General features: G+C 60.6%; 19 protein-coding genes, 1 tRNA gene and 1 pseudogene. 11 read left to right on the forward strand and 10 right to left on the reverse strand.

Translation table 11 applies throughout. The features are described from left to right. Positions 1-44 precede the first annotated feature (44 nt). A complete protein-coding gene (locus ACA072_RS24375) occupies positions 45-2102 on the forward strand; it encodes a methyl-accepting chemotaxis protein (protein WP_497621116.1) in 2058 nt (685 codons plus the stop codon). Positions 2103-2218: 116 nt separating this feature from the next. After that, positions 2219-2295, forward strand: a tRNA-Met gene (locus tag ACA072_RS24380). 72 nt (positions 2296-2367) lie between these two features. On the opposite strand, the gene ACA072_RS24385 is transcribed toward ACA072_RS24380, so the two are convergent. Then, positions 2368-3477: a DUF2817 domain-containing protein gene (locus tag ACA072_RS24385; protein ID WP_497621118.1), complete on the reverse strand. Its 1110-nt coding sequence runs from the start codon at positions 3475-3477 to the stop codon at positions 2368-2370. A gap of 165 nt (positions 3478-3642) precedes the next feature. On the opposite strand from ACA072_RS24385, the gene ggt reads away from it, so the two are divergent. Then, positions 3643-5475 carry a gamma-glutamyltransferase gene (ggt, locus tag ACA072_RS24390; RefSeq protein WP_497621119.1) on the forward strand — a complete coding sequence of 611 codons (1833 nt, stop codon included), beginning with the start codon at positions 3643-3645 and terminating at the stop codon, positions 5473-5475. Positions 5476-5559: 84 nt separating this feature from the next. Here ggt and ACA072_RS24395 read toward each other — a convergent pair whose 3' ends face one another. Then, the gene (locus tag ACA072_RS24395) at positions 5560-5904 is read right to left on the reverse strand and encodes a gamma-glutamylcyclotransferase family protein (RefSeq protein WP_497621121.1); all 345 of its coding nucleotides are present in this window, start codon (positions 5902-5904) and stop codon (positions 5560-5562) included. Positions 5905-5937: 33 nt separating this feature from the next. Then, on the reverse strand, positions 5938-7032 hold the full coding sequence (gene ddlA / locus ACA072_RS24400) for a D-alanine--D-alanine ligase (RefSeq protein ID WP_497621123.1): 1095 nt from the start codon (positions 7030-7032) through the stop codon (positions 5938-5940). A 186-nt stretch (positions 7033-7218) separates the two neighbouring features. Here ddlA and ACA072_RS24405 point away from each other — a divergent pair, with 186 nt between their 5' ends. Beyond that, on the forward strand, positions 7219-8028 hold the full coding sequence (locus ACA072_RS24405; RefSeq protein WP_497621124.1) for an AraC family transcriptional regulator: 810 nt from the start codon (positions 7219-7221) through the stop codon (positions 8026-8028). Positions 8029-8105: 77 nt separating this feature from the next. Continuing rightward, entirely contained in the window at positions 8106-8474 is a 369-nt protein-coding gene (locus ACA072_RS24410; RefSeq protein ID WP_497621125.1) for a cupin domain-containing protein, read from the forward strand. Positions 8475-8486: 12 nt separating this feature from the next. On the opposite strand, the gene ACA072_RS24415 is transcribed toward ACA072_RS24410, so the two are convergent. The 4 genes and pseudogenes from ACA072_RS24415 to ACA072_RS24430 all read right to left on the reverse strand — a co-directional run bounded on the left by ACA072_RS24415 (position 8487) and on the right by ACA072_RS24430 (position 11902). Continuing rightward, a complete protein-coding gene (locus ACA072_RS24415) occupies positions 8487-9086 on the reverse strand; it encodes a flavin reductase family protein (RefSeq protein WP_497621127.1) in 600 nt (199 codons plus the stop codon). 57 nt (positions 9087-9143) lie between these two features. Further along, positions 9144-9704, reverse strand: a complete 561-nt coding sequence (locus ACA072_RS24420; RefSeq protein WP_438657686.1) for a methyl-accepting chemotaxis protein — start codon at positions 9702-9704, stop codon at positions 9144-9146. Then, positions 9684-10508, reverse strand: a pseudogene (locus ACA072_RS24425) (PAS domain-containing protein); the annotation flags it as partial. The gene ACA072_RS24420 and the pseudogene ACA072_RS24425, both read right to left, overlap by 21 nt. An 80-nt stretch (positions 10509-10588) precedes the next feature. Then, positions 10589-11902, reverse strand: a complete 1314-nt coding sequence (locus ACA072_RS24430) for an MFS transporter (protein ID WP_497621129.1) — start codon at positions 11900-11902, stop codon at positions 10589-10591. A 201-nt stretch (positions 11903-12103) separates the two neighbouring features. Here ACA072_RS24430 and ACA072_RS24435 point away from each other — a divergent pair, with 201 nt between their 5' ends. The 5 genes from ACA072_RS24435 to ACA072_RS24455 all read left to right on the forward strand — a co-directional run bounded on the left by ACA072_RS24435 (position 12104) and on the right by ACA072_RS24455 (position 19155). Then, positions 12104-13522, forward strand: a complete 1419-nt coding sequence (locus ACA072_RS24435; RefSeq protein ID WP_109634832.1) for a short-chain fatty acid transporter — start codon at positions 12104-12106, stop codon at positions 13520-13522. A 294-nt stretch (positions 13523-13816) separates the two neighbouring features. Beyond that, complete coding sequence (locus ACA072_RS24440; protein ID WP_497621131.1) at positions 13817-15514, forward strand: molecular chaperone HscC; 1698 nt, start codon at positions 13817-13819, stop codon at positions 15512-15514. An 11-nt stretch (positions 15515-15525) separates the two neighbouring features. Continuing rightward, positions 15526-17205 (forward strand): J domain-containing protein, encoded by a 1680-nt coding sequence (locus ACA072_RS24445; RefSeq protein WP_497621133.1) that lies wholly within the window; start codon positions 15526-15528, stop codon positions 17203-17205. Between the two features lie 74 nt (positions 17206-17279). After that, complete coding sequence (locus tag ACA072_RS24450) at positions 17280-18452, forward strand: hypothetical protein (protein ID WP_497621135.1); 1173 nt, start codon at positions 17280-17282, stop codon at positions 18450-18452. Positions 18453-18630: 178 nt separating this feature from the next. Next, entirely contained in the window at positions 18631-19155 is a 525-nt protein-coding gene (locus tag ACA072_RS24455) for an SET domain-containing protein-lysine N-methyltransferase (RefSeq protein ID WP_497621136.1), read from the forward strand. A 6-nt stretch (positions 19156-19161) separates the two neighbouring features. Here ACA072_RS24455 and can read toward each other — a convergent pair whose 3' ends face one another. Beyond that, on the reverse strand, positions 19162-19806 hold the full coding sequence (gene can / locus ACA072_RS24460) for a carbonate dehydratase (protein WP_131063236.1): 645 nt from the start codon (positions 19804-19806) through the stop codon (positions 19162-19164). A gap of 141 nt (positions 19807-19947) precedes the next feature. Here can and ACA072_RS24465 point away from each other — a divergent pair, with 141 nt between their 5' ends. Next, positions 19948-20352, forward strand: a complete 405-nt coding sequence (locus ACA072_RS24465; RefSeq protein ID WP_497621137.1) for a serine kinase/phosphatase — start codon at positions 19948-19950, stop codon at positions 20350-20352. Between the two features lie 145 nt (positions 20353-20497). Here the strand turns inward: ACA072_RS24465 and rimI are convergent, their stop codons facing one another. Beyond that, the gene (gene rimI / locus ACA072_RS24470) at positions 20498-20950 is read right to left on the reverse strand and encodes a ribosomal protein S18-alanine N-acetyltransferase (RefSeq protein ID WP_201120507.1); all 453 of its coding nucleotides are present in this window, start codon (positions 20948-20950) and stop codon (positions 20498-20500) included. Continuing rightward, the gene (locus tag ACA072_RS24475; protein WP_497625042.1) at positions 20943-21695 is read right to left on the reverse strand and encodes an energy transducer TonB; all 753 of its coding nucleotides are present in this window, start codon (positions 21693-21695) and stop codon (positions 20943-20945) included. The genes rimI and ACA072_RS24475 overlap by 8 nt, the downstream gene beginning before the upstream one ends. Positions 21696-21796 lie beyond the last annotated feature (101 nt).

A 21796-nucleotide genomic window follows, 5' to 3' on the forward strand; every position in this document is an offset into this window, starting at 1 on the left:
CGACGCACGCCATTGGTGCGTGGTGTCCAGAGGAGTCATGGGGCATGCAGGCTTTTTTATCACCGGGGATCGGATTGCTGGGGCGTTTTGGCTTCGCACGCAAATTTCAGCTGTTGTTTCTGCTGTTTATCCTGCCGCTGGCGGGCAGCCTGTTGATGATCGGTCAGGACTATCGCGCCAAACTGAATCTGATCTCCGGCGAACGTGCCGGCGTTCGTCAACTGCTCGCCCTGGATGCGCTCGATAACCTGCTCGCCGCCCAACGTGACCGCGCGGCGCGCTGGCGTGCGACTGAAACCAATCGCCAGCCAACGCCTGCGACCCTTGCCGCTATGGCCGCGTTCGATGCGGTTCAACCTGCCGTCGCCCAGGCCACCACGGACCTGGGCAATGCACTGAAAACCGAAGGCGCCGAGGGCGAAACCCTGGTCCGTTACCAGGCCTTGCAAACCGCGCTGAACGGCCTCGACTCGAAAAGCCTGAGCAGCGTCGGCTGGTGGCCGGATGGCTACGACCGTTTCACCAACGCCTTGAGTGCGCTGCAAGCCTTGCGCGAGCAGATCGCCATGGACAATCGCCTGACGCTCGCGCCGTGGCTGGAAACCTACTTGCTGACGCAAATCTCGACGCAACACGCGCCGGACCTGATTGAACGGGTCGGCCGCCTGGCCAGTGTCGGTCAGGCATCGGTGGTGTCCGGGCAGTTCACTCTGCAAAGCCGACTGCAATTGCGCGACTTGCGCAGCCGTATCGGTGATGCCCGGGAACAGCTTGTGAAAACCGCCACCCTCCTGGAAGCACGCCTGCCGAGCGCCTTGCAAAACTGGGCCGGGCAATACCACGACAGCCTCAAGCATCTGGATGCCGAACTGAAAGTCCTCGATGACGGGGTTTTCGGCGGCAGCATCAAGCTCAAGCCGGAAGAGTTCGAACGCAGCCTCGACAGCCTGCTTACCGACCTCGCCTCGCTGCGCCAGCAGTCCTTGGTTTCGCTGGATCAGCGTCTGGATTACTACCACGGCTCAGCCATTCGCCAGTTCATTCTGGTGGCGACGATCTTTGGCTGCCTGCTGCTGGCCGCGTTGTACCTGTTCATCTGCTTGCAGGCTTCGATCCGTCGCAGCGCCAGCGGCATCACCTTGTTGGCCGAAGCGTTGCGCGACGGCAACCTCAGCCTGCAAGTGCCGGTGCAGGGGCGCGACGAACTGGCGGCCATCAGCACCGCGCTGAATGTCGCGGTGGTGCAACTGCGCAACAGCTTGCTGGGGGTCGATCACGAAACCTTGCAGGTGAGCAATGCGGTACGCACCCTCAATCACCACTCCAGCGGCGCCCTCGGGGAAGTTGAAGCGCAGCAGTTGCAGATCAGCCAGATCGCTGCTGCGGCCACGCAATTGGCGGCCACCTCGCAAGGTGTCGCCCAGAGTTGTGAACAGGCCTCTGGCAGTGCTCAACACACCCAACGCATTGCGGCCGACAGCAGCCGCGACAGCCAGCGCACCACGGCGAGCATTCAGCAGCTCAACCAGCGCTTGAACGACACGGCAGCGGCACTGGGCCGGGTCAGCGAACAGGGGCAGCAGATTCAATTGGTGGTCGACACTATTCGCGGCGTCGCCGAGCAGACCAACCTGTTGGCGCTCAACGCGGCGATCGAAGCGGCTCGCGCTGGCGAACAAGGCCGTGGTTTTGCGGTGGTGGCGGATGAAGTGCGCAGCCTCTCGCAACGCACGCAGTCTTCCACGGCGCAAATCGCCGGCACTGTGGACAGCCTGCGCAGCACCGTGAATGAAGCGGTCAGCCTGATGGAAGCGGCCTGTAGCCAGGCGCAAAGTGATGCCCAGTCGGTCACCGGCCTGGGCGAACGCCTGGGCGAAATTGCCCTCGCGGTGCAAGGCGTGACCGACACCCTGGCACAAATCGCCACGGCAGTTGAGGAACAGGCCAGCACCGCTGATGAAGTGAGCGGCAACATTCAGCAGGTCGATCAGGCCGCGGTGAGATTGCTCGAAGGCGCGCGGGCGGTGAACCTGGCGGCGGACACCTTGAGCCAGGGCAGCAAGGCCTTGAGTGCCAATACCGGGAGATTTCAGCTCAGTTGACGCCCTCCTCCGGTCCGGATTTTCGGTTCAGGTGGATAAGCGGTTGAAAGCGTAGAGAAATATTTTAGATTTACGCTTGACGCATCTGCATTACCGGTGAATAATGCGCGCCACTTGGCTACATAGCTCAGTTGGTTAGAGCATAGCATTCATAATGCTGGGGTCCGGGGTTCAAGTCCCTGTGTAGCCACCAAGTACTAAAAACGGCTTACCGAAAGGTAGGCCGTTTTTTTATGCCTCGAAAAAAGTGCCTCTCAACAGCACATCAAGAATGAATCGTCGGCAACGCCGCTAACGCCCGCTCCCAAATCTGCCAGGTCCGCAGCCAGACCATCGCCTGCCAGTCGCTGTCGGCGGGATAAAACTGCTCCAGCAGATTCAGTTTGATTTCACGCCCTACCCCATCACTCGGATTGCCGTGAAGGTGCAGCCAATGATCATCGCGCAAATAACGATGAACGTCCGGCCCCGGATACGTCCCGCACTCGATCACGAACGGCATCAGTTTTACCTGCGGCAGCGCATTGATCAGCGCTTGCGAGGTGTAGCCCGTAGCGGTGGCCGCCACACCGGTTTCGCTCAAGGTGTCGGCACCGGTCAGCAACGTGTAGAGCCACGGGCCGTAGATGGCCTGCGCATGGGGCAGCGCGGGATAAGCAGCCTCGGTGATGGTCAGCAACATCGGATGCCCGTATTCGCCAGCGCCCGTGTGCAGGTCGAAACACATTGCGACCTCTGCGTGGGAAATATGTTTTTGCAAGATTTGGTGCAACGTGCGGTTCGACCAGTTCGGCGCCAGCCCGCCATAAAACAGGCCATCGGGATGACTGTGCTGGCCGCCCTCGACAATCGACATCACCGCCGGCCAGCCGTGTTCGCGAATCTGCCCGTCGAGCAAGGCATCGGCGCGATCACGCTCGGGGCCTCGCAACTCGGCGAAGGAATAGATGTCATGCAGTGCTGCGTAGGCTTGATTGTCCGGCAGCGGACGTTCGAAGTTCAGGTGATTGCGGTTCAGGTCGATGTTGTCTTCGTTGACCCGGCGCAGCCACGCGGTGCCCCAGGGATTAATCAGGTGGATCATCACCACCGCGACATCGGCCGGCAGTGAACGTTTGCCCACCTCCTGCATCCACTTGGTCTGGCATCCCGAGCCATAGAAACCTTCGACGCCATGGGTGCCGCTCAAGGCGATCAGCAGTCGCTTGGCAGCCGGATCGCCCAATACCGCCACATCGGTGCTCAAGGGCTCGCCGAACGGTCCTTTGAGTGGGTGCGGATACTCGGTCAATGTCGCTCCGGCGGCGGTCGCTGCCGCGAGGAATTGCTCACGTTGAGTGCGATAACTCGGCTGCGTGGGAAACTCGGTCTGCATGCCTGCCTCTTGTTGATCTTCTGACTCGTCTTATGCCCTCGACCCTACAGAAAATCCTTCGCCTGATGAAGGACAAAAGCGTCCTTGCTGTAGTCCGTGGTTTGCACCTCGCCCGGTCGGCCGATAAAGTCCCCTGATCTTTTCCAACGGACGGAGTGCCCCCACGTGTTCTCAGCCTTCCATTTGAGCCGCTATCGCCTGTCAGCCCTTTCGCTGATCGCCACCGCGCTGACCCTCGCTGCCTGCAGCGCTCCGCCGACTTCGACATTGCCAATCGCGCCGGAAGTCGCCTCGGGTTATCGCACCGACCTGAAAACCCAATACGCCTCGAAGCACATGGCCGCAGCGGCCAACCCTCTGGCGGCCGAAGCCGGCCGGGAGATGCTGCGTCAGGGCGGCTCGGCAATTGATGCCGCGATTGCCATGCAAGCGGTGCTGACGCTGGTGGAACCCCAATCCTCAGGCATCGGCGGCGGCGCGTTGATCGTGTTGTGGGATGGCAAGAACGTGCGCACGTACGACGGTCGCGAAACCGCACCGGCCGGCGCCACGGAGAAGCTTTTCCTACAGGCCGACGGCAAACCGATGGCCTTCACCCAGGCGCAGATTGGTGGTCGTTCAGTGGGAACGCCCGGTGTGTTGCGGGCGCTTGAGCTGGCTCACCAAAAACACGGTCGCCTGCCGTGGGCGCAGCTGTTCGAACCGGCCATCAAACTCGCGGAGCAAGGCTTTGCCATCTCGCCGCGTCTGCATCAACTGATCGCTTCAGACTCTTCCATGCGCCGCTCGCCGGACATGGTGGCGTATTTCATGAATACTGATGGCAGCCCGAAAGCAGCCGGTACTCAACTGAAAAACCCGGCACTGGCCGCAGTGTACAAACGCATCGCCAAAGAAGGTCCCGATGCGCTGTACAAAGGGCCGGTTGCGCAAGAAATCGTCGCCAAGGTTCAGGGCCACGCCAACCCCGGCAGCCTGTCTTTGAACGACCTCCAAGGCTACAAGGCCAAGGAGCGCGCGCCGCTGTGCACCGACTATAAACGCTGGCAGGTCTGCGGCATGCCGCCGCCGTCGTCGGGCGGGATCGCCGTGGCGCAGATCCTCGGCACACTCCAGGCGCTGGAGGCTCGCGATCCGCGCTTTGCCTTGGCCTCAATGAAACCGCTCAAGACGGACAAACCTGCCGGCACCGAACCGACGCCAGAAGCCGTGCACCTGATCTCCGAAGCCGAGCGCCTGGCCTATGCCGACCGTGCCCTCTATCTGGCCGACGCCGACTTCGTACCCGTCCCTGTCAAAGGCTTGGTCGACCCGATGTATCTGGCCAGCCGCGCCGCCTTGATTGGCGATCGCAGCATGGGCACGGCCAAACCCGGCAACCCGCCGGGCATCAAGGTTGCCTACGCGCCAGACCGCTCGCCGATGCGCATCTCCACCTCGCAAGTGGTGGCGGTCGATGACGAAGGGGGCGCGGTGTCGATGACCACCACCGTCGAATCCGCGTTCGGTTCGCACGTGATGGTGCAAGGCTTCCTGCTCAACAACCAGATGACCGACTTCTCGTTCATCCCCGAAGAAAACGGACAGAAAGTCGCCAACCGTGTCGAACCCGGTAAACGCCCCCGCTCGTCCATGGCGCCGACATTGATCTTTGATCGCCAGAACGGCGAATTCCTCGCCACCCTCGGTTCGCCCGGCGGCTCGCAGATCATCGAATACGTCGCCAAATCTACCATCGGCCTGCTCGACTGGAACCTCGATCCGCAAGCAGCCATCAACCTGCCTAACTTCGGCAGCCGCAACGGCCCGACGGAACTGGAAGAGGACCAGTTCAGCGCCGGGTTGATTCAGGCGTTGAAGGACAAAGGGCACAGCGTGAACGAGATCGACATGACCAGCGGTACCCAGGCGATTGTTCGGGTGAAGGATGCGCAGGGGAAGGCTTCGTTGGCGGGTGGGGCCGATCCACGGCGTGAGGGGGCGGCGTTGGGGGATTGAGTCCTACGAGTGAATGAGCAAGGGCTTACCGGGAGGTAGGCCCTTTTTCATAGATGCCATTCGGGACTACGGCGTGTTGCGCAACTAAGCGCTCACATACACCCACGCTTCAATCCCGGATTGAAGGACCACGCTGACACGCTTGTAATCCGCTACTTCATAGCTGTCGGCGGCCGCCAGTTCCTCGCGCGTAATCTGGAACACCATCCCCGGAATCGGCGCGCTGCTGCCGCTGCCTGGACGAAGTATCGGATGGTGGGTCTTGCCGCTGGTGGCCAACACCGCAGGGGCGGTGATTTCCACCCAGGACTGCTCGTAACCCAGCATCGCATCGGCACTACCGGTCAGCTCGCGCCCGAAATTGGCCAGTTGCACGGCTTTGTCCTGCAAGGTGCCGTAGGAAAACAGGTACACCGTTGAATCGTTCATCCATAAATCCTTGATTGAAAAGTCGCGCGCCGCTCAGCGAGTGATCTTCAGCGCTTGCCGTGCCTTGTGCTTCTCCAGCGCCAGGTCGATCAAGCGGCTGACCAGCTCGCTGTACGTCATGCCTGTGGCTTGCCAGAGTTTGGGGTACATGCTGATGCGGGTGAAGCCGGGCAACGAGTTGATTTCGTTGATCAGCACTTCGCCGCTGTCGGTCAGGAACACATCGACCCGCGCCAACCCGGAGCAGCCCAGCACTTGAAACGCCTCGACCGCCAAGGCACGGATGCGCTCGCTGGCTTCGCGGCTGATGTTGGCCGGCACCACGACCTCTGCCGCTTGAGCGTCGATGTATTTGCTGTCGTAGGAATAGAAGCCACTGCGCACCACAATCTCGCCACAACCGCTGGCGATGGCATCCTCGTTACCGAGTACGGCGCACTCGATCTCGCGGCCGCTGACGGCGGATTCGATCAATACTTTTTCATCGAAACCCAGGGCCAGCTCCACTGCCGCCGTGTACTCAATTTCGTCGTTGACCTTGCTGACGCCCACGGACGAGCCCTGGTTCGCCGGTTTTACGAACAGCGGCAGGCCGAGTTTGTCCTGGACCTCGGCGAACCCGGTACGCGCGGCGCTGGCGCGGGTCAACGTCACGAACGGTGTGACCGCAATCCCGGCGTCACGCAGCAGTCGCTTGCTGATGTCCTTGTCCATGCACACCGCCGAACCGAGCACGTCGGAGCCGACAAAGGGCAAATCCGCCATGCGCAGCAAGCCTTGCAGGCAACCATCTTCACCCAGCGTGCCGTGCACGATAGGGAAGATCACATCGACGTGACCCAGCAGTTCCTGACTGGAGGTTTCCACCAATTGCTGACTGGTTTTGCCCGGCACCACGGCCAGTTCCCGGTTGGACTGGTTGAGGGCGATCAGGGCCGGGTTTTCCTGATTGAGCAGGAAGTTCGAGGGGTCGTTGAGGTGCCAATGGCCTTGCTTGTCGATACCGATCAGCACTGGTTCGAAGCGCGACCGATCCAGCGCATCGACAATGTTTTTCGCCGACTGTAGCGACACTTCGTGCTCTGCCGAACGACCACCAAAAATAATCCCTACCCGCAGTTTGCTCATACCAGACACCTCGACGAACGATCATACGTAGCCGCGCACGACGCGCTTTCAGGCTGCAAAGAATGCTCGATACCTTGCTACATTTGTAGGCGGTTTTCCACAAGCCCAAGGGCTTTTGTCGGCCAGCAGACAGGTGGCCGGTCCCTGGGTTAACGTGTTCCCTATTGAGTTCAAGACAACGACACCATGGCCAGGCACACACCTCCCATCGATTGGTTCCACCGCGCGCCCGACGTGGGCAGGGTTCAGCGTTTCGAGGCGTTTTTTGCCGGCCACGGCTATGACCTTCACCGCCATGACTCCTATGCGATCGGCCGGACTCTGGCCGGCGTGCAGAGTTTTCAGTACCGCGGCGGCTGGCGCCACAGTCTGCCGGGCGGGACGCTGGTGCTGCATCCTGACGAAGTCCACGATGGCGAGGCCGGCACCGAAGCCGGTTTCAAATACCGAATGATGTACATCGAGCCGGCGCTGATCCAGCAGATACTCGGCGGGCAACCGCTGCCGTTCATCAAGACCGGATTATCGAATGACCCACGCCTGTTCGCCGCCACCGACGTGCTGCTGAGAAGCCTGGATTGCCCGCTCGATCCATTGGAAGAACAGGACGCACTGTTCGATCTGGCACACGCCTTGAGCAGCGTCTCCGGCACGCGCGGCAAACGCCAGAGTTTCGACTACGTGGCGGCAGAACGTGCGCGGGAGTTTATCCACAGCGCCCTGGATCGCACCGTGACCCTGGAAGAACTGGCGCAACACAGCGGCCGGGATCGCTGGAGCCTTTCGCGTGATTTTCGCCTGTTGTTCGGCACCAGCCCGTATCGATACCTGACCATGCGCCGCCTGGACCTGGTCCGCGCACTGCTGATCCAGGGCCAGTCTCTGGTCAGTGCCGCGCTGATCGCCGGCTTCACCGATCAGAGCCACATGACCCGGCAATTCAGCAAGACCTACGGCCTGTCACCCGCCCGCTGGATGAAAATGCACAGCGGCTGAGCCACGCACAATCGTACAAGAAGCCTGCTGTTGTGCTGGTTATCGTGGATTCACAATCAACCACGAGAGCTCGTTTCATGAACGCCTACCAAAGCCTGAACTTCGCTGAAAAAATTGCCCGGATCGACTCGCACTGGAGCCCTCGGGTCATCGCCGAGATGAACGACTACCAGTTCAAAGTGGTGAAACTGCTGGGGGATTTCATTTGGCACGATCACTTGGATACCGACGAAACCTTCATCGTGCTCGAAGGGCAGTTGCGCATCGACTTTCGCGATGGCCACGTTCTGATAAACGCAGGCGAAATGTACGTGGTACCAAAGGGTGTCGAGCACAAACCCTCTGCCGTGCATGAAGTGAAACTGCTGCTGATCGAGCCCAAGGGTGTGCTGAACACGGGCAGCGAGGGCGGCGAACGCACGGCGCAGAATGACGTCTGGGTCTGAAAGGCTGCCGGTTTACGGCTGCAAGGTCTTGCCGTCAACCGGGTCGCCGATCGTCAGGAAATGCCCGCCCGCCACGTGGTGCAAGGTGCGCAGTGCATCGTGCCCTTCAAAGTGCCAACGGCCCTCACTGAAGACGCGCTCATCGGCCTGGGCGGCAATCACCTCGGCCACGAACAGGTCGTACTGCTGATGATTGCTGGGCTCCGGCAGGAGTCGGCACTCCAGCCATGCGACGCAACCTTCAAGCATCGGTGCGCCGATCAACTCACCGTTGAACGTCTGCAGGCCATACACCTGAAACTTGTCCATACCCTGGCCCTGAGTCAGTTCCAGGCCCGACGTCGAGCCAACGGTCTGGGCGATATCGGCCTGGGCCGCGCAGGGAACGTTCAACACGAAGGTTCCCGACGCTTCCAGCAGTTGTCGGGTCCAGGTGGACTTGTCCAGCACCACGGCGATTTTCGGCGGGTCGAAGTCCAGCGGCATGGCCCACGCGGCGGCCATGATGTTGCGCTGGCCGTCATGGGCCGCACTGACCAGCACGGTCGGCCCGTGATTGAGCAGGCGATAAGCCTTGGACAAGGGAACCGGACGGCGGTGAGAAACGCTCATGAGGGCTGCTCCTGGGGAAAACGCCGATTGTAGCGATTTCCACCAGGAGGTCAGTGATCAAGTCGCCAGTTGATTGGCAAACTGCCCGACCGCGTTCACCACTTTCTGCGCGCCGTCCTGGATCTCGACGATCACCGTGCCCGCCTCCGCCGCCAGTGCCAGGCCTTGTTCAGCCTGAAGCTGACCGTCGGTCATCAGGGCCACGGCATTGCGCGCCATGTCCTGGTTCTGGCGCACCACGCCAACGATTTCATCGGTGGCCTGGCTGGTGCGCGAAGCCAGTTGCCGGACTTCGTCCGCGACCACGGCAAAACCCCGGCCCTGCTCACCGGCGCGCGCCGCTTCAATCGCCGCGTTAAGCGCCAGCAGGTTGGTCTGTTCGGCAATGCCGCTGATGGTTTTGACGATGGTGCCAATCACCAGCGATTGCTCGTTCAGCGCTTCGATGCCTTCGCCGGCGGTCTGCATGTGCCGGGCGAGGTCACGCATCACGTCCACGGCCTGAGTCACCACGGCGGTACCGCGCTGGGCGCTTTGATCGGTTTGCTGGGAGGTGCTGTAGGCGATGTTGGCCGCTTCGGCGACCGCCTGCTCTTGATTGACTTGATCGGTAATCACCGTGGCAAATTTCACCACTTTGTAGAGTGTGTTGTTGGCGTCGACCACCGGGTTATAGGACGCCTCCAGCCAGACCACACGACCGTGGCTGTCCACACGCTTGAACCGGCCAGCCACGAACTCGCCGGCGTTCAGGCGGCGCCAGAAATTCTGATATTCCGCGCTGTTGTATTCCTCGGGTTCGCAGAATGTACGGTGATGCTTGCCTTTGATCTGCGCCAGGCTGCAACCCATGCCGCTGAGGAAGCGCTCGTTGGCCGCCAGCACGTTGCCATTGAGATCAAACTCGATGACCGCCGTCGAACGCACCAGGGCGCCGATCAGGTTCTCATGCTCGCGGGACGCCTCGATGGTGCGGGTCAGGTCGCTGGAGTAAATCGAGAAGTGCTTGATCCGACCATCCGAAGACCGCACCGGTTGCGCGATAGAGCGCAGCCAGGCTTCCTGGCCATTACCACGCAGCAAACGCACGGCGCCGGCAAAGTGCTCGCCACGGGTCAGCGCAGCCTTGAAGCGGTGATGGAATTCGTCCGATTTCACATGAACCGGGACGATGTCTTCGATGTGCCGGCCCATCAGGTCGCTGCTCTTGTAGAGCATCTCGCCGAGGAAGTTCTGGTTGACCGATTGAATCCGCCCTTCAGGATCGAGGGTCAGGACCAGCATCTCGCTTTCCAGACTTTCCTTCACTTGCTGAAGGCTGGAGAGTTCTTCGCGAAGAGCCGACAGCTCCTGCTTCAAGCGTTTGTTGAACATGGAAAGCACCGATGGACAGGGATAGAAGGCGGCATGCAGCCTAACCATCGGCCTTGCGGATGTTTTCTGAAGTGTGTTTCAGGGTTGTCCTACAAAAATAGTTGCGGCACGCCTGCCAGGTCTTTCATTCATGCCGTGCCGGCGGCCGGACAATGTTCAACCCGTGGCATCCGTGCACCGAAATACGCCGCGCTGCTCACGCCGATCGCGCCCATTACCGCGCTGAAGATCACGCAAATCCACGGGCTCCACGGCATCAGACCGATCAGCAACAGCGGTGTGATGCTTGCCCATGCCGCGTAGGCAATGTTGTAGGTGAAGGAAATCCCCGAGACGCGAATCCGCGCCGGAAACAGGCTGACCATCACCGACGGCACCGCGCCGACCACCCCGCAACCGAGACCGGCAATCGCGTACGCCAAGCCGATCCAGCTACCGCCGATGATCAGGCACGTATAAAGCACGCCGATACCCAGCGGCAGCAGCAGGCTATAAAGCATGACCGTGCGCCAGGCACCAATGCGATCGACCAGCAGCCCGGCGAGTACGCAGCCGATATTCAGGAACACAATGCCCAGGGCACTCAAGGCAAAAGTATGGCTGGCGGTCATGCCGAAGGTTTTCTGCATCATGGTCGGGGTGATGACGACGAACACCACCACCGCCGATGTCAGCACGCAGGTGAGGATCATCGCCGGCAATATCGCCAGACGATGTTCACGCAACACGGTGCGCAACGGCAGCTCGACGGTGGCATCGCGCTGGGCTTGCATGGCCATGAACACCGGAGTTTCGCTGAGCCAACGGCGTAGCCAGACGCCGATCACCCCGAACACGCCGCCCAGCAGGAACGGATAACGCCAGGCGTAATCGAGGATTTCCGCCGGGGTAAACGCCTGCGCCAGGAAGGTCGCCGTCAGGGCGCCGATCAGGTAGCCAAAGGTCAGCCCGGCCTGCAGGAAACCCAGGGCATAACCGCGATGCCCGGCTGGCGCGTGCTCGGCGACGAACACCCAGGCACTCGGCACTTCACCGCCGACCGCCGCGCCTTGCAAAACTCGCAGGGCCAACAGCAAAAGCGGGGCGAAATAGCCGATCTGGGCGTAGGTCGGCATGATCCCGATCAGCAGGCACGGCAGCGCCATCATCAGGATGCTCAGACTGAAGACCTTCTTGCGCCCCAGCCGGTCGGCGAAATGCGCCATCAGAATGCCGCCCAATGGACGCGCCAGATAACCCGTCACGAAGATCCCGAAGCTTTGCAGCAAGCGCAGCCACTCGGGCATGTCCGGCGGGAAGAACAGCTGGCTGAGGGTCAGCGCGAAAAATACAAAAATGATGAAGTCGTAGATTTCCAGCGCGCCGCCAAGGGCCGCCAGGCCAAGGGTCTTGTAGTCCGAGCGGCTGAACGGCGCCGGGCGCGAATCGGTGTTGGCAGTCATGAAAAGAACTCTGGCACGGGCAAAAAACCAAGGCGCCCATGGTCTACGCAAATGCGCCCACGGACAACCCGTTAGACCAAAGTCTCAGGCCGGTTAATCTTCGTCACAAAATATGACTGATTGATTTACTGTTGGCACCTGTCCAGACGGGCCTTTGCCGCCCCAAAGACCACAATAAACATAAAAATTCGAGGTACTCCCGTGGCCGCTGATATCGAAGATACCCGCTCCGCCCGCTTTGCCCTGCGCTGTTCAAGTTTTGCCGAACGCTGGTTCCCCGACTCCTGGGTATTTGCTGCGTTGGCGGTGATCATCGTCACAGTGGCCACCCTGTTCATGGGCGCCAAACCCACCGATGCGGCGATGGCGTTTGGTGACGGTTTCTGGAGCCTGATCCCGTTCACCATGCAGATGGCGTTCGTGGTGATCGGCGGTTATGTGGTCGCCAGCTCCCCGCCCGCGGTGAAACTCATCGACCGCCTGGCCCGGATCCCGAAAAACGGGCGTTCGGCCGTGGCCTGGGTCGCGTTGATTTCCATGGTTGCGTCACTGCTGAACTGGGGCTTGTCGCTGGTATTCGGCGGTCTGCTGGTGCGTGCCCTCGCCCGCCGCACTGATCTGAAAATGGACTACCGCGCCGCCGGTGCTGCGGCCTATCTGGGCCTTGGCGCCGTGTGGGCCTTGGGCCTGTCGTCGTCCGCCGCGCAATTGCAGGCGAACCCGGCCAGCCTGCCGCCGTCGATTCTTTCGATCACCGGTGTCATTCCGTTCACTCAAACGATCTTTCTCTGGCAATCCGGCGTCATGTTGCTGGCCCTGATAGTAATCTCGCTGATCATTGCCTACGCCACCGCGCCGGGGCCGAAAACAGCCCGCGATGCCGAAGCCTGCGGCATCGACCCCAGCTTCAACCTGCCACCGCTGCAACCGCGCACCCGTCCCGGCGAATGGCTGGAACACAGTCCGCTGCTGACGATCCTGCTGGTGCTGCTGGCGGCGGGATGGCTGTTCCACGAGTTTTCGACCAAACCGGCGATCAGCGCGATCTCGGGCCTGAACACTTACAACTTCCTGTTCATCATGCTCGGCGCGCTGCTGCACTGGCGTCCGCGCAGCTTCCTCGATGCCGTGGCCCGAGCCGTGCCGACCACCACCGGCGTGCTGATCCAGTTTCCACTGTACGGCTCGATCGCCGCGCTGATGACCACGGTCAAAGGCACTGACGCGCAAACCCTGGCCCACCACATCTCGACCTTCTTCGTCAGCATTGCGTCCCACGACACCTATGCGCTGCTGATGGGCGTGTACTCGGCGATTCTCGGATTCTTCATCCCGTCCGGCGGTGGCAAGTGGATCATCGAAGCGCCGTACGTCATGCAAGTGGCCACCGACCTGAACTACCACCTGGGTTGGGCCGTACAGATCTACAACGCGGCGGAAGCCCTGCCGAACCTGATCAACCCGTTCTACATGCTGCCGCTGCTGGGCGTGCTCGGGTTGAAGGCGCGGGATCTGATCGGCTTTTCGTTCGTGCAACTGCTGGTGCACACGCCGCTGGTGCTGTTTCTGCTGTGGGCGTTAGGGACGACGCTGACGTATACGCCGCCGGTGATGCCTTAATCCCAACCTGACAATCACCACAAAACTACTGTGGGAGCGGGCTTGCTCGCGAAAGCGGTGTGACAGTCACATCATTAGTGACTGATACACCGCTTTCGCGAGCAAGCCCGCTCCCACATTAAAACCCGGTTGTATTCAAAACAGTTGTCCTATGCCTAAGGGCCAAACTGCGCCTCGTCGCAAATAATAGCTCTGTGCCACTACTTTCCTTTACCGCCCCGCTGCTCCGGTAATATCCTTGCGCGAATATTATCTGTTTCAACTTTTTGCAGGCCGGAAAGGGAGTTCATCGCAATGATCGTAGGGATTGACCTGGGGACCACCAACAGCCTCGTTGCCGTTTGGCGTGGGGAGACCAGCGAGTTGGTGCCCAATGCCTTGGGTCAGTTCCTCACCCCAAGCGTGGTCGGTCTCGATGATCAGGGCCGCGTATTGGTGGGCCAGGCCGCCCGCGAGCGTTTGCACACCCATCCGCGCCAGACCGCTTCGCTGTTCAAGCGACACATGGGCAGCGCCACGGAAGTGCGTCTGGGAGACAGGTCATTCCGCCCCGAGGAGCTTTCGGCGCTGGTGCTCAAAAGCCTGAAGGAAGATGTCGAACGGGCCTTCGGTGAAACCGTGCATGAAGCGGTGATCAGCGTACCGGCCTACTTCAGCGATGCCCAGCGCAAGGCCACGCGCATTGCCGGTGAACTGGCGGGTCTGAAGGTTGAAAAACTGATCAACGAGCCGACCGCGGCAGCCCTGGCCTATGGGCTGCATCAACGGGGCAAGGAAACCTCTTTCCTGGTTTTCGACCTCGGTGGCGGTACCTTCGACGTGTCGATCCTGGAGCTCTTCGACGGGGTCATGGAAGTACGCGCCAGCGCCGGCGACAATTTCCTGGGCGGCGAAGATTTCGACAGCGTGCTGCTTGAGCACTTTGTCGAACACCATCGCAACACCGACAACTTTCCTGACCGCACCAGCATCATCCAGCCGTTGCGTCGCGAGGCCGAGCGCGTGCGCAAAGCCCTGGGCCAGGACGGCAGCGCCGAATTCAGCCTGCGGGTCGACGGCCAGCAATGGACGCAAACCATCACCCAACAACAATTGGCCACGCTCTATACGCCGTTGCTCGAACGCCTGCGCACACCGATTGAGCGGGCCCTCAGAGATGCGCGGATTCGGGTCAGTGATCTCGATGAAATCCTGCTGGTGGGCGGTACGACGCGCATGCCACTGGTTCGCAAACTGGCGGCCGGCCTGTTTGGGCGCTTCCCTTCGATCAGTCTCGATCCGGACGAAGTCGTGGCCCACGGTGCGGCCATTCAAGCGGCGTTGAAAGCTCGCTCCGCAGCCCTGGAAGAAGTGGTGCTGACGGACGTCTGCTCCTACACCTTGGGCATCGAGACTTCGACCCAGATCGGCCAGCAATACGAAAGCGGTCACTACCTGCCGATCATTGAGCGCAACAGCATCGTGCCGGTGAGCCGAGTGAAAACCGTATACACCCTGCAAGACAATCAGGAGCACGTGCTGCTGAAGATCTTTCAGGGCGAAAGCCGCCTGGTCAAAGACAACGTCGCGCTGGGCGAACTGGACATCAAAGTGCCGAAACGCAAGGCCGGCGAAGTCGCCCTCGACGTGCGCTTCACCTACGACAACAACGGTTTGCTCGAAGCTCAGGTGGTCATTCCGCTGACGGGCGACAAGCATTCACTGGTCATCGAAAACAATCCCGGCGTGCTTACACCCGAGGAGATTCAGCAGCGACTCGAGGGCCTGGCGCTGTTGAAGATTCATCCGCGCGATCAGCAGGTCAACACGGTGTTGACCGCACGTCTTGAGCGTCTCTATCAGGAAAGCCTGGGGCAGATGCGTGAGCAGATCGGTCATTGGGCCAAACAGTTTCAGCACGTGCTTGATTCCCAGGACGATCGCCGGATCCGTGAAGCGCGCAGCGAACTGACCCGGCAACTGGGCACGCTGGACAACGGCCTCTGGCAGTAAGGAGCGGCCACATGGATTGCTGGTCTGTACTTGAACTGCCCGAAGATGCCGACGCGCGCACCATCAAGCGAAGCTATGCCCGACTGCTGAAAACCTTCCGGCCTGATGAAGATCCGGAAGGCTTTCAGCGTTTGCGCGAAGCCTATGAGCGAGCGCTGGATGTTGCGCAATGGCGGGCCGAATACGCCGCAGAAGAACCTGAAGCCGACGTCGTCGAACCGCCGAATCACGCCAACCTTCAGGCGTGGTCCGATGTGCTCGAACTGCATCCGCTGAGCATTGAAAGTCCGCCTCCTCTTCGCTCACTGAACCTTGCACCCTCCAATCCTGAGCTTCTGCAAGAACCGGTTACAGCACGGGACGAACTGATAGCGCGCGCATTGCTCGACGGGCTCTCGGCGCAAAACCTGTCCGAGCGCTGGGCGCAGGCGCAACAACAGCACTGTGCCCAGGCGTTTGAGCGGTTGTTGCTGGCGCTGTGCTTCGATCACCCGGGCCTGCGCAATTCGATTGCCGCCTGGGCGGTCCAACACCTCGATTGGCTCGCGCCCTGGCAACACGTCGAAATGACCGACTGGCAACGAGACGCGCTGGCCAGCGGACTTCTGCAGGATTATCGGCAGTCGTTGCAGGAATTACTCGAAGGCGACGAAGAGCGGGAATTTCTTACCCAACTCAAAAATTACACCGCACAACCCTGGCTGCAGGTGTTCGATCGACGCCAGGAGTGGCAGCGAATCCTCCTGCAACTGTTCAACGACACCCAATGGAGCCTGCCGCTGTTCGACCGCGTCGGGCAGGTGTTTGGCTGGGACGATAAAAAAGGCATTCATCCGGAACCGGCATCGCTCTGGGAAGCACTGATCGAGCGCTGCAACCAGGAAAGTTTCTACGAAAGCCTGCGGGCCAAGGCGCAAGACAGCCGGACCTGGGCCGCTGACGTTCAGGCCGCGCATTTGCTGATGAACCCGATGAAGCCCCGGCAGCAGAAGAAAATGATCGACGGCTTTGGCCAAAAAGAATGGCAGGCTTGTCATGACCTCGCGCACACCCTTAAGTGGCGTTATCCGGAATTGCGCTTGCGGTTGCCCCACGCCGATGTTTTCCACTGGCGACGTTTCCTGCCGCGCCCCGTCACCGATGAAAGCTGGGTGCGTGTCTGGGCGGGTATCGCACTGGCGCTGTTTTTGTTTTATTTCCCGACCGAGTACAAATCCAAGGGCTTCAGCATCAGCATCCCGATGATATTCATCCCGTTGGTATTCGCTTGCGTTCCGGTCTGGCTCTTCCGATCCGCCATGAGCTGGTGGGTGCCGTACTCCGCGCATTTCATTGTCCAGGATATGTGGCTGACCGAAGGCCTGGTCCCCCGCCACTGGAACCCCGATACCCGCTGGCTGGTGATGCGACACGGTGTTCCGCAAGCCGTCCTCACGCTGCTGTTCGGGTTTGTGTTGGGTTGGCCGGGCATGGCGACTTATGTCGGTTTCATGCTGATCGGTCTCGTGCACAAGCGCCGTATCGGTCAGCTCGACCCTGAGCTCGTTGCTCGGCGTCCATGGCTGACGGCGCTGCATTGGGCGCACTTCAGTCCGTTGCAGCTGGTGTTTTTGCTGGTGATGGTCGGCGTCATCTTCGTGTGCCGGATGTATTTCCCGGAGTATCACCTGACTCATTTGATGTTCAGGTGAGCGATTGCCGGCCGATCTGCTTAAGTAACTATCGCCCGCGATCAACGCGGTCCCACGCTGAAAAGGATCTGAGCATGTTCAAACTGACAGGACTTACCCTCGCGGCTCTCACCCTGAGCGCCGCCGCCCACGCCAATGTCGATCTGAAACTGGGTAGCACCGAACGCGTCACGCGGCTGTTCGCGTACCCCAACAACTGCAACGTAATCTGTTTCCGTAACTGGACGCTTGAGCAGACTGTCGAGCACTACCTGACCCAAAGCGTGCAGCGCGACGGCTACAGCACCGCGAAAGTACGGGTCAAAACCGATAACGATCAGCTTTACGCCGACATCAGCGGCGTACCAAAGGGCTATGAAAAGCCGTTGGCAGCGCTGCTCAACGCCGGTGATCTGGCCTACACCGGTGCCAAAAAACTCAACATTGATGGAAAATGGGCTTACAGCTGGAGTCTGTTCCTGCCACTGGGCATGGCCCTGGAAAACCGCAAGAGCGTTGAACTGCTGCATTTCCCGCCGGACTACTCCCTGACGCAGGCCCAGGATTACCTGCGGTCCGCCACCACGGATCGCTGGGCCACGCTGCTGACGGACAACGGTATCCCCGCCGATCAGACACCGGGCTACCAGACCATCATCGATATCGCGCCGATTGCGGCGCCGGCCAGTGCAGGCAAGGATCTGGAAGGCGTCTACGGCTACTTCCAGGACTACCAGACCACCATGGTCAAGGAAGTCAGCCAGAACGCCCGCGGTGCCGCGTTGCCGATGGTCGCGTTCGGCGCGCCGGTGCGTAACTGGATCAAGCAGCAATACGGGCCGACCGTCAATGTGCTGGGTCTGGCCACGATCAGCCCGAGCGCGGGATTGAAAGTGCCGGTGCTGGGTTCCAACCACCCGAGCTACATCTGGTACGCCGCCAACCCGGAAAGCTACACCGGCGACGACGCTCAGGCCCAAGCCGACGCTGCGGGCCTGAAAGTCATGGGCCAGGACTTGAGTGCCGCCTGCTGGCAGGCCGGCATGGGCAGCAAACCCGGGACCGACCCTACCGTTCAGCTGAAAAGCTGCACGCAGACGTGGCAAGTGACGCAGAAAGAAAAAACCTGCGAGCTGTTCTACACCTCGATCCGCAACCTGACACCGGAACAAGCCGTAGCCAAGTGCGCGTCCACGCCGATCCAGTCCCAGCTCAAACAGCTGCAAGCCCCGGCGACTGCCACGGCGATTCCTGTGCCAGCGCTGTAGTTGTCCTGCACTTTTGTGCGTCAGCGATGGCTGACGTGCAAAAGCGCACTTATCCCCTGTCAGTTCTGACAGTAGACCCCTCGTTTCATTTGCGAGATCTTGAGGTAACCCCCTGTGTTGCAGGGCTGACAGGATCGTCAGCTTTGGAAGTCGCAACGCGCTGCCGACAAGGATCGTTATGAAACCTCATCCCCCGCACGGGACCGTTGCGCAACCTCCCGATGGAATCTATCCATTCCCGGAGCTTCCACTGAGCCTTGGATTTCCCTCCCGGAGCGATTTCGAAATCCTCTACAACGCCGATGGATCGGCGGTGGCCGTTGCGGCTCTGCGCGATTTCCCACGGATCAGCCGACTCTGCCGCGTGTCGGGGCATCTCCTGCCTTATCGCCATCGGCATACCCGGCAACTGGCGCCTGGCATCCACGTTTACGACCCACGCTTCAGCGGACTGCTGCGGCACTCCTGCGACCCCAACGTCTTTTTCGACATGAGCGAACTGTGGTTGTGGGCACTGAAGGACATCCGCAAAGGCGACAATCTGACGATGGATTACGCCGCTACCGAAGACAAACTGCTGTGCCAGTTCGCCTGTCAGTGCGGGTCCCCGGATTGTCGAGGCTGGATCTGCGGCTACGACGAATCGCCAAACGCCGACGGCCAGTTGTTTTACCACCACTGGCGTCGGCGCAGCCTCTGTTGAACGGCTTTACAGCGTCTCGACCGGACGCAGTCGGTACTGCGGAGGCAATTGCTCAAAACCGCTGATCGTCGTGTTCAGGCTTTTCCAGCGACCGTCCTTGATGCCATAGATGCAACCGTGGATCGACAGGTTCTGCCCGCGATGCCAGGCATTTTGCACAATGCTGGTGTGGCCGACGTTAGCCACTTGCTGGATCACGTTGAGCTCGCAGAGACGGTCGACCCGTTCTTCTTCGGTCGGCAACTCGGCCAGTTCTTCGCGCTTTTCGTAATAGAGGTCACGAATCGAGCGCAGCCAGCCGTCGATCAGGCCCAGCTGGCGATCCTGCATCGAAGCGCGTACACCGCCGCAACCGTAGTGGCCCGTGACGAGGATGTGTTTGACCTTGAGCACATCGACCGCGTACTGAATCACCGACAGGCAATTGAGGTCGGTGTGCAGCACCACGTTGGCCACGTTACGGTGGACGAACAGGTCGCCGGGCAGCATGCCGACAATCTCGTTGGCAGGCACCCGGGCGTCGGAACAGCCAATCCACAAGTATTCCGGCGTCTGTTGGCGGGCCAGCTTGGAGAAGAAGTCCGGATCTTCCTGTTTGATCGCTTCAGCCCAGCGTTCGTTGTTATCAATCAGATCTTGTAATTCGTTCATGCTGTAAAGCCTCAAGAATGATGCGCTGGTTTGACAGACAACCGCCCGTCGGGGTCACGCGCTTGATGCAAGTTTGGCCGGTGGAATTCTCAGGAGTTCAGTGGGTCCACCCTAGTAAGGCCCACAGTATGAGGAATTGCCATGACTGATTCACGACGTCCGTACGATGCGGTGCAACCCGAGCCCATCGATGACAACGAAGACCGCATGGGTTCGATGCATGAACTGGATTTCGACGAGGAAGAGCCCAGCGCAAAAATCGGCGACGAACTGCCGGAAACCGAGCGCGAGCGCCTGATGCCTCGGGAACGTGTGCGGGAAGCAGGCATGACAGGCGCTTCGACCGACGACCATGAGTCTACCGACGATGACATGAGTCCGGAAACGTTGATTCGTGAAGACGGCGCGCGGGATGCTCACGAAGCCGGTGAAGGCGATCAGGCGGATTGGGATCTGAGTATTGTCGATGAAGACGATATTGGCGGGGGTAATGGGCTGGATGAGGAGGAATTGGCGCGGCGGGATCCGATGGATGGTAATCGTTGAATCTCTAGCGCCTGTAAGGCCGCCTTCGCGAGCAAGCCCGCTCCCACAGTAGATTTATGTCGAACACAACATTTGAGTTTGACGCAGATCCACTGTGGGAGCGGGCTTGCTCCGGGCGGCGTTCCGACGAAGCTCTTAAAATCTCTCAATCGACGAGAGTGCAGGCCATGACCACGGCATCTTCACGCCCGCCAACCGCCGGGTAGTAGTCCCGACGCCGCCCGATCTCGTTAAACCCATACCGCTCATACAACCGAAACGCGCCACGATTACTGTCGCGCACTTCCAGGAAACACTCCCGCGCCTTGGCGTCATACGCCCGGGACATCAAATGCTCCAGCAGCGTCAAACCCAGCCCACGGCCCTGATTCTCCGGTTTTACGGTGATGTTCAGCAGGTGCGCTTCATCAAGAATGATCTGCACCACACCATGACCGACCTGCTGCTGCCCTTCGAACATCAGCCAGATCTGGTACTTGCCCAGCCCATCCAGAAAAATCCCGCGGGTCCAGGGATGGCTATACGCCGCGTATTCGATTTTCAGTACAGCGTCCAGGTCCGCCTCGGTCATCGGGCGAAACGATACAGCGTCACTCATTCGATTCTTTCCAGCGCGCCATCAGCCGACGCATGGCTTGCCAGACATCAGCCTTACGCTGTGGCTCTTCCATTAATAATTCCAGGCCCGGCAGGGCCCAGACCGAGCCCAGGCCTTCGACCTGGAGTTCGCGGTTGAAGGATTCGGCATTCGCCTCACCGGCAAAACGCACGGCCGGCAAGCCGATCAGCCAGACGCAGACGCACGGAGCGTCTTCCAGTCGGGCCGAAAGGAAACCTTGCACGAAATCCCGAGCGGCCTCGGGGCCCTGATCCATGGTGCCCCGGGCCAGCAGCGGCCAGCGTACCGGTTCGCCGATGATCTGCGGGCTGTCCGGCAGACCGGCGGCCCGCAGCATGTCCTTGAGCAATAGATAGGCGGGGTCGCGGGTCTGGAACGTTTCGCCTGTGGGTAACTCGACCAGCAGCAAGCAACGACCGGCGCGCAGCAATTGCAGGGAAAAACGCGGTGGCGGCACGACCGGCGCCTTGACCACGATCGGCGCGGTCTCTTCTTCGACCTTGGCGTTCGTGCGCGTGCTGGCCAACGAGGGCCGCGGCACTTCGATCTTGACCCGCTCCGTCGGCGTCACTACCGGCGCAGCGGCGGCGTTGGCGGCAGGCGCTGGCGCAGAGACCGGCACCACAGGCGCGACGATCAGCGGCTCCGGGATCTCCAGCAACTCGGGACGCGAGGGCGCGGCAAAGGGCAATTCGGTGCGCGGCAGCCAGTTGACCACCTGCATGGCGGTCAAATAGGCGCGGCGACGGGACTCGATTAGCAAAGGTCGGCCACTTGTGGATAACTAAAGTGTGCTGATTCTACCGCCCTTCGCTCAAGATCGCC

This window comes from Pseudomonas sp. LBUM1656 (assembly GCF_059716065.1).

Excerpts from the sequence above, each read along its gene's own strand:
- ACA072_RS24440 (WP_497621131.1), top strand. The coding sequence starts at position 13,817 with ATGATCGTAGGGATTGACCTGGGGACCACCAACAGCCTCGTTGCCGTT.
- can (WP_131063236.1), bottom strand. The coding sequence starts at position 19,806 with ATGAACGAATTACAAGATCTGATTGATAACAACGAACGCTGGGCTGAA.
- rimI (WP_201120507.1), bottom strand. The coding sequence starts at position 20,950 with ATGAGTGACGCTGTATCGTTTCGCCCGATGACCGAGGCGGACCTGGAC.
- ACA072_RS24395 (WP_497621121.1), bottom strand. The coding sequence starts at position 5,904 with ATGAACGATTCAACGGTGTACCTGTTTTCCTACGGCACCTTGCAGGAC.
- ACA072_RS24415 (WP_497621127.1), bottom strand. The coding sequence starts at position 9,086 with ATGAGCGTTTCTCACCGCCGTCCGGTTCCCTTGTCCAAGGCTTATCGC.
- ACA072_RS24450 (WP_497621135.1), top strand. The coding sequence starts at position 17,280 with ATGTTCAAACTGACAGGACTTACCCTCGCGGCTCTCACCCTGAGCGCC.
- ACA072_RS24475 (WP_497625042.1), bottom strand. The coding sequence starts at position 21,695 with ATGCAGGTGGTCAACTGGCTGCCGCGCACCGAATTGCCCTTTGCCGCG.
- ACA072_RS24465 (WP_497621137.1), top strand. The coding sequence starts at position 19,948 with ATGACTGATTCACGACGTCCGTACGATGCGGTGCAACCCGAGCCCATC.
- ACA072_RS24430 (WP_497621129.1), bottom strand. The coding sequence starts at position 11,902 with ATGACTGCCAACACCGATTCGCGCCCGGCGCCGTTCAGCCGCTCGGAC.
- ACA072_RS24385 (WP_497621118.1), bottom strand. The coding sequence starts at position 3,477 with ATGCAGACCGAGTTTCCCACGCAGCCGAGTTATCGCACTCAACGTGAG.
- ACA072_RS24405 (WP_497621124.1), top strand. The coding sequence starts at position 7,219 with ATGGCCAGGCACACACCTCCCATCGATTGGTTCCACCGCGCGCCCGAC.
- ACA072_RS24455 (WP_497621136.1), top strand. The coding sequence starts at position 18,631 with ATGAAACCTCATCCCCCGCACGGGACCGTTGCGCAACCTCCCGATGGA.
- ACA072_RS24445 (WP_497621133.1), top strand. The coding sequence starts at position 15,526 with ATGGATTGCTGGTCTGTACTTGAACTGCCCGAAGATGCCGACGCGCGC.
- ACA072_RS24410 (WP_497621125.1), top strand. The coding sequence starts at position 8,106 with ATGAACGCCTACCAAAGCCTGAACTTCGCTGAAAAAATTGCCCGGATC.
- ACA072_RS24375 (WP_497621116.1), top strand. The coding sequence starts at position 45 with ATGCAGGCTTTTTTATCACCGGGGATCGGATTGCTGGGGCGTTTTGGC.
- ddlA (WP_497621123.1), bottom strand. The coding sequence starts at position 7,032 with ATGAGCAAACTGCGGGTAGGGATTATTTTTGGTGGTCGTTCGGCAGAG.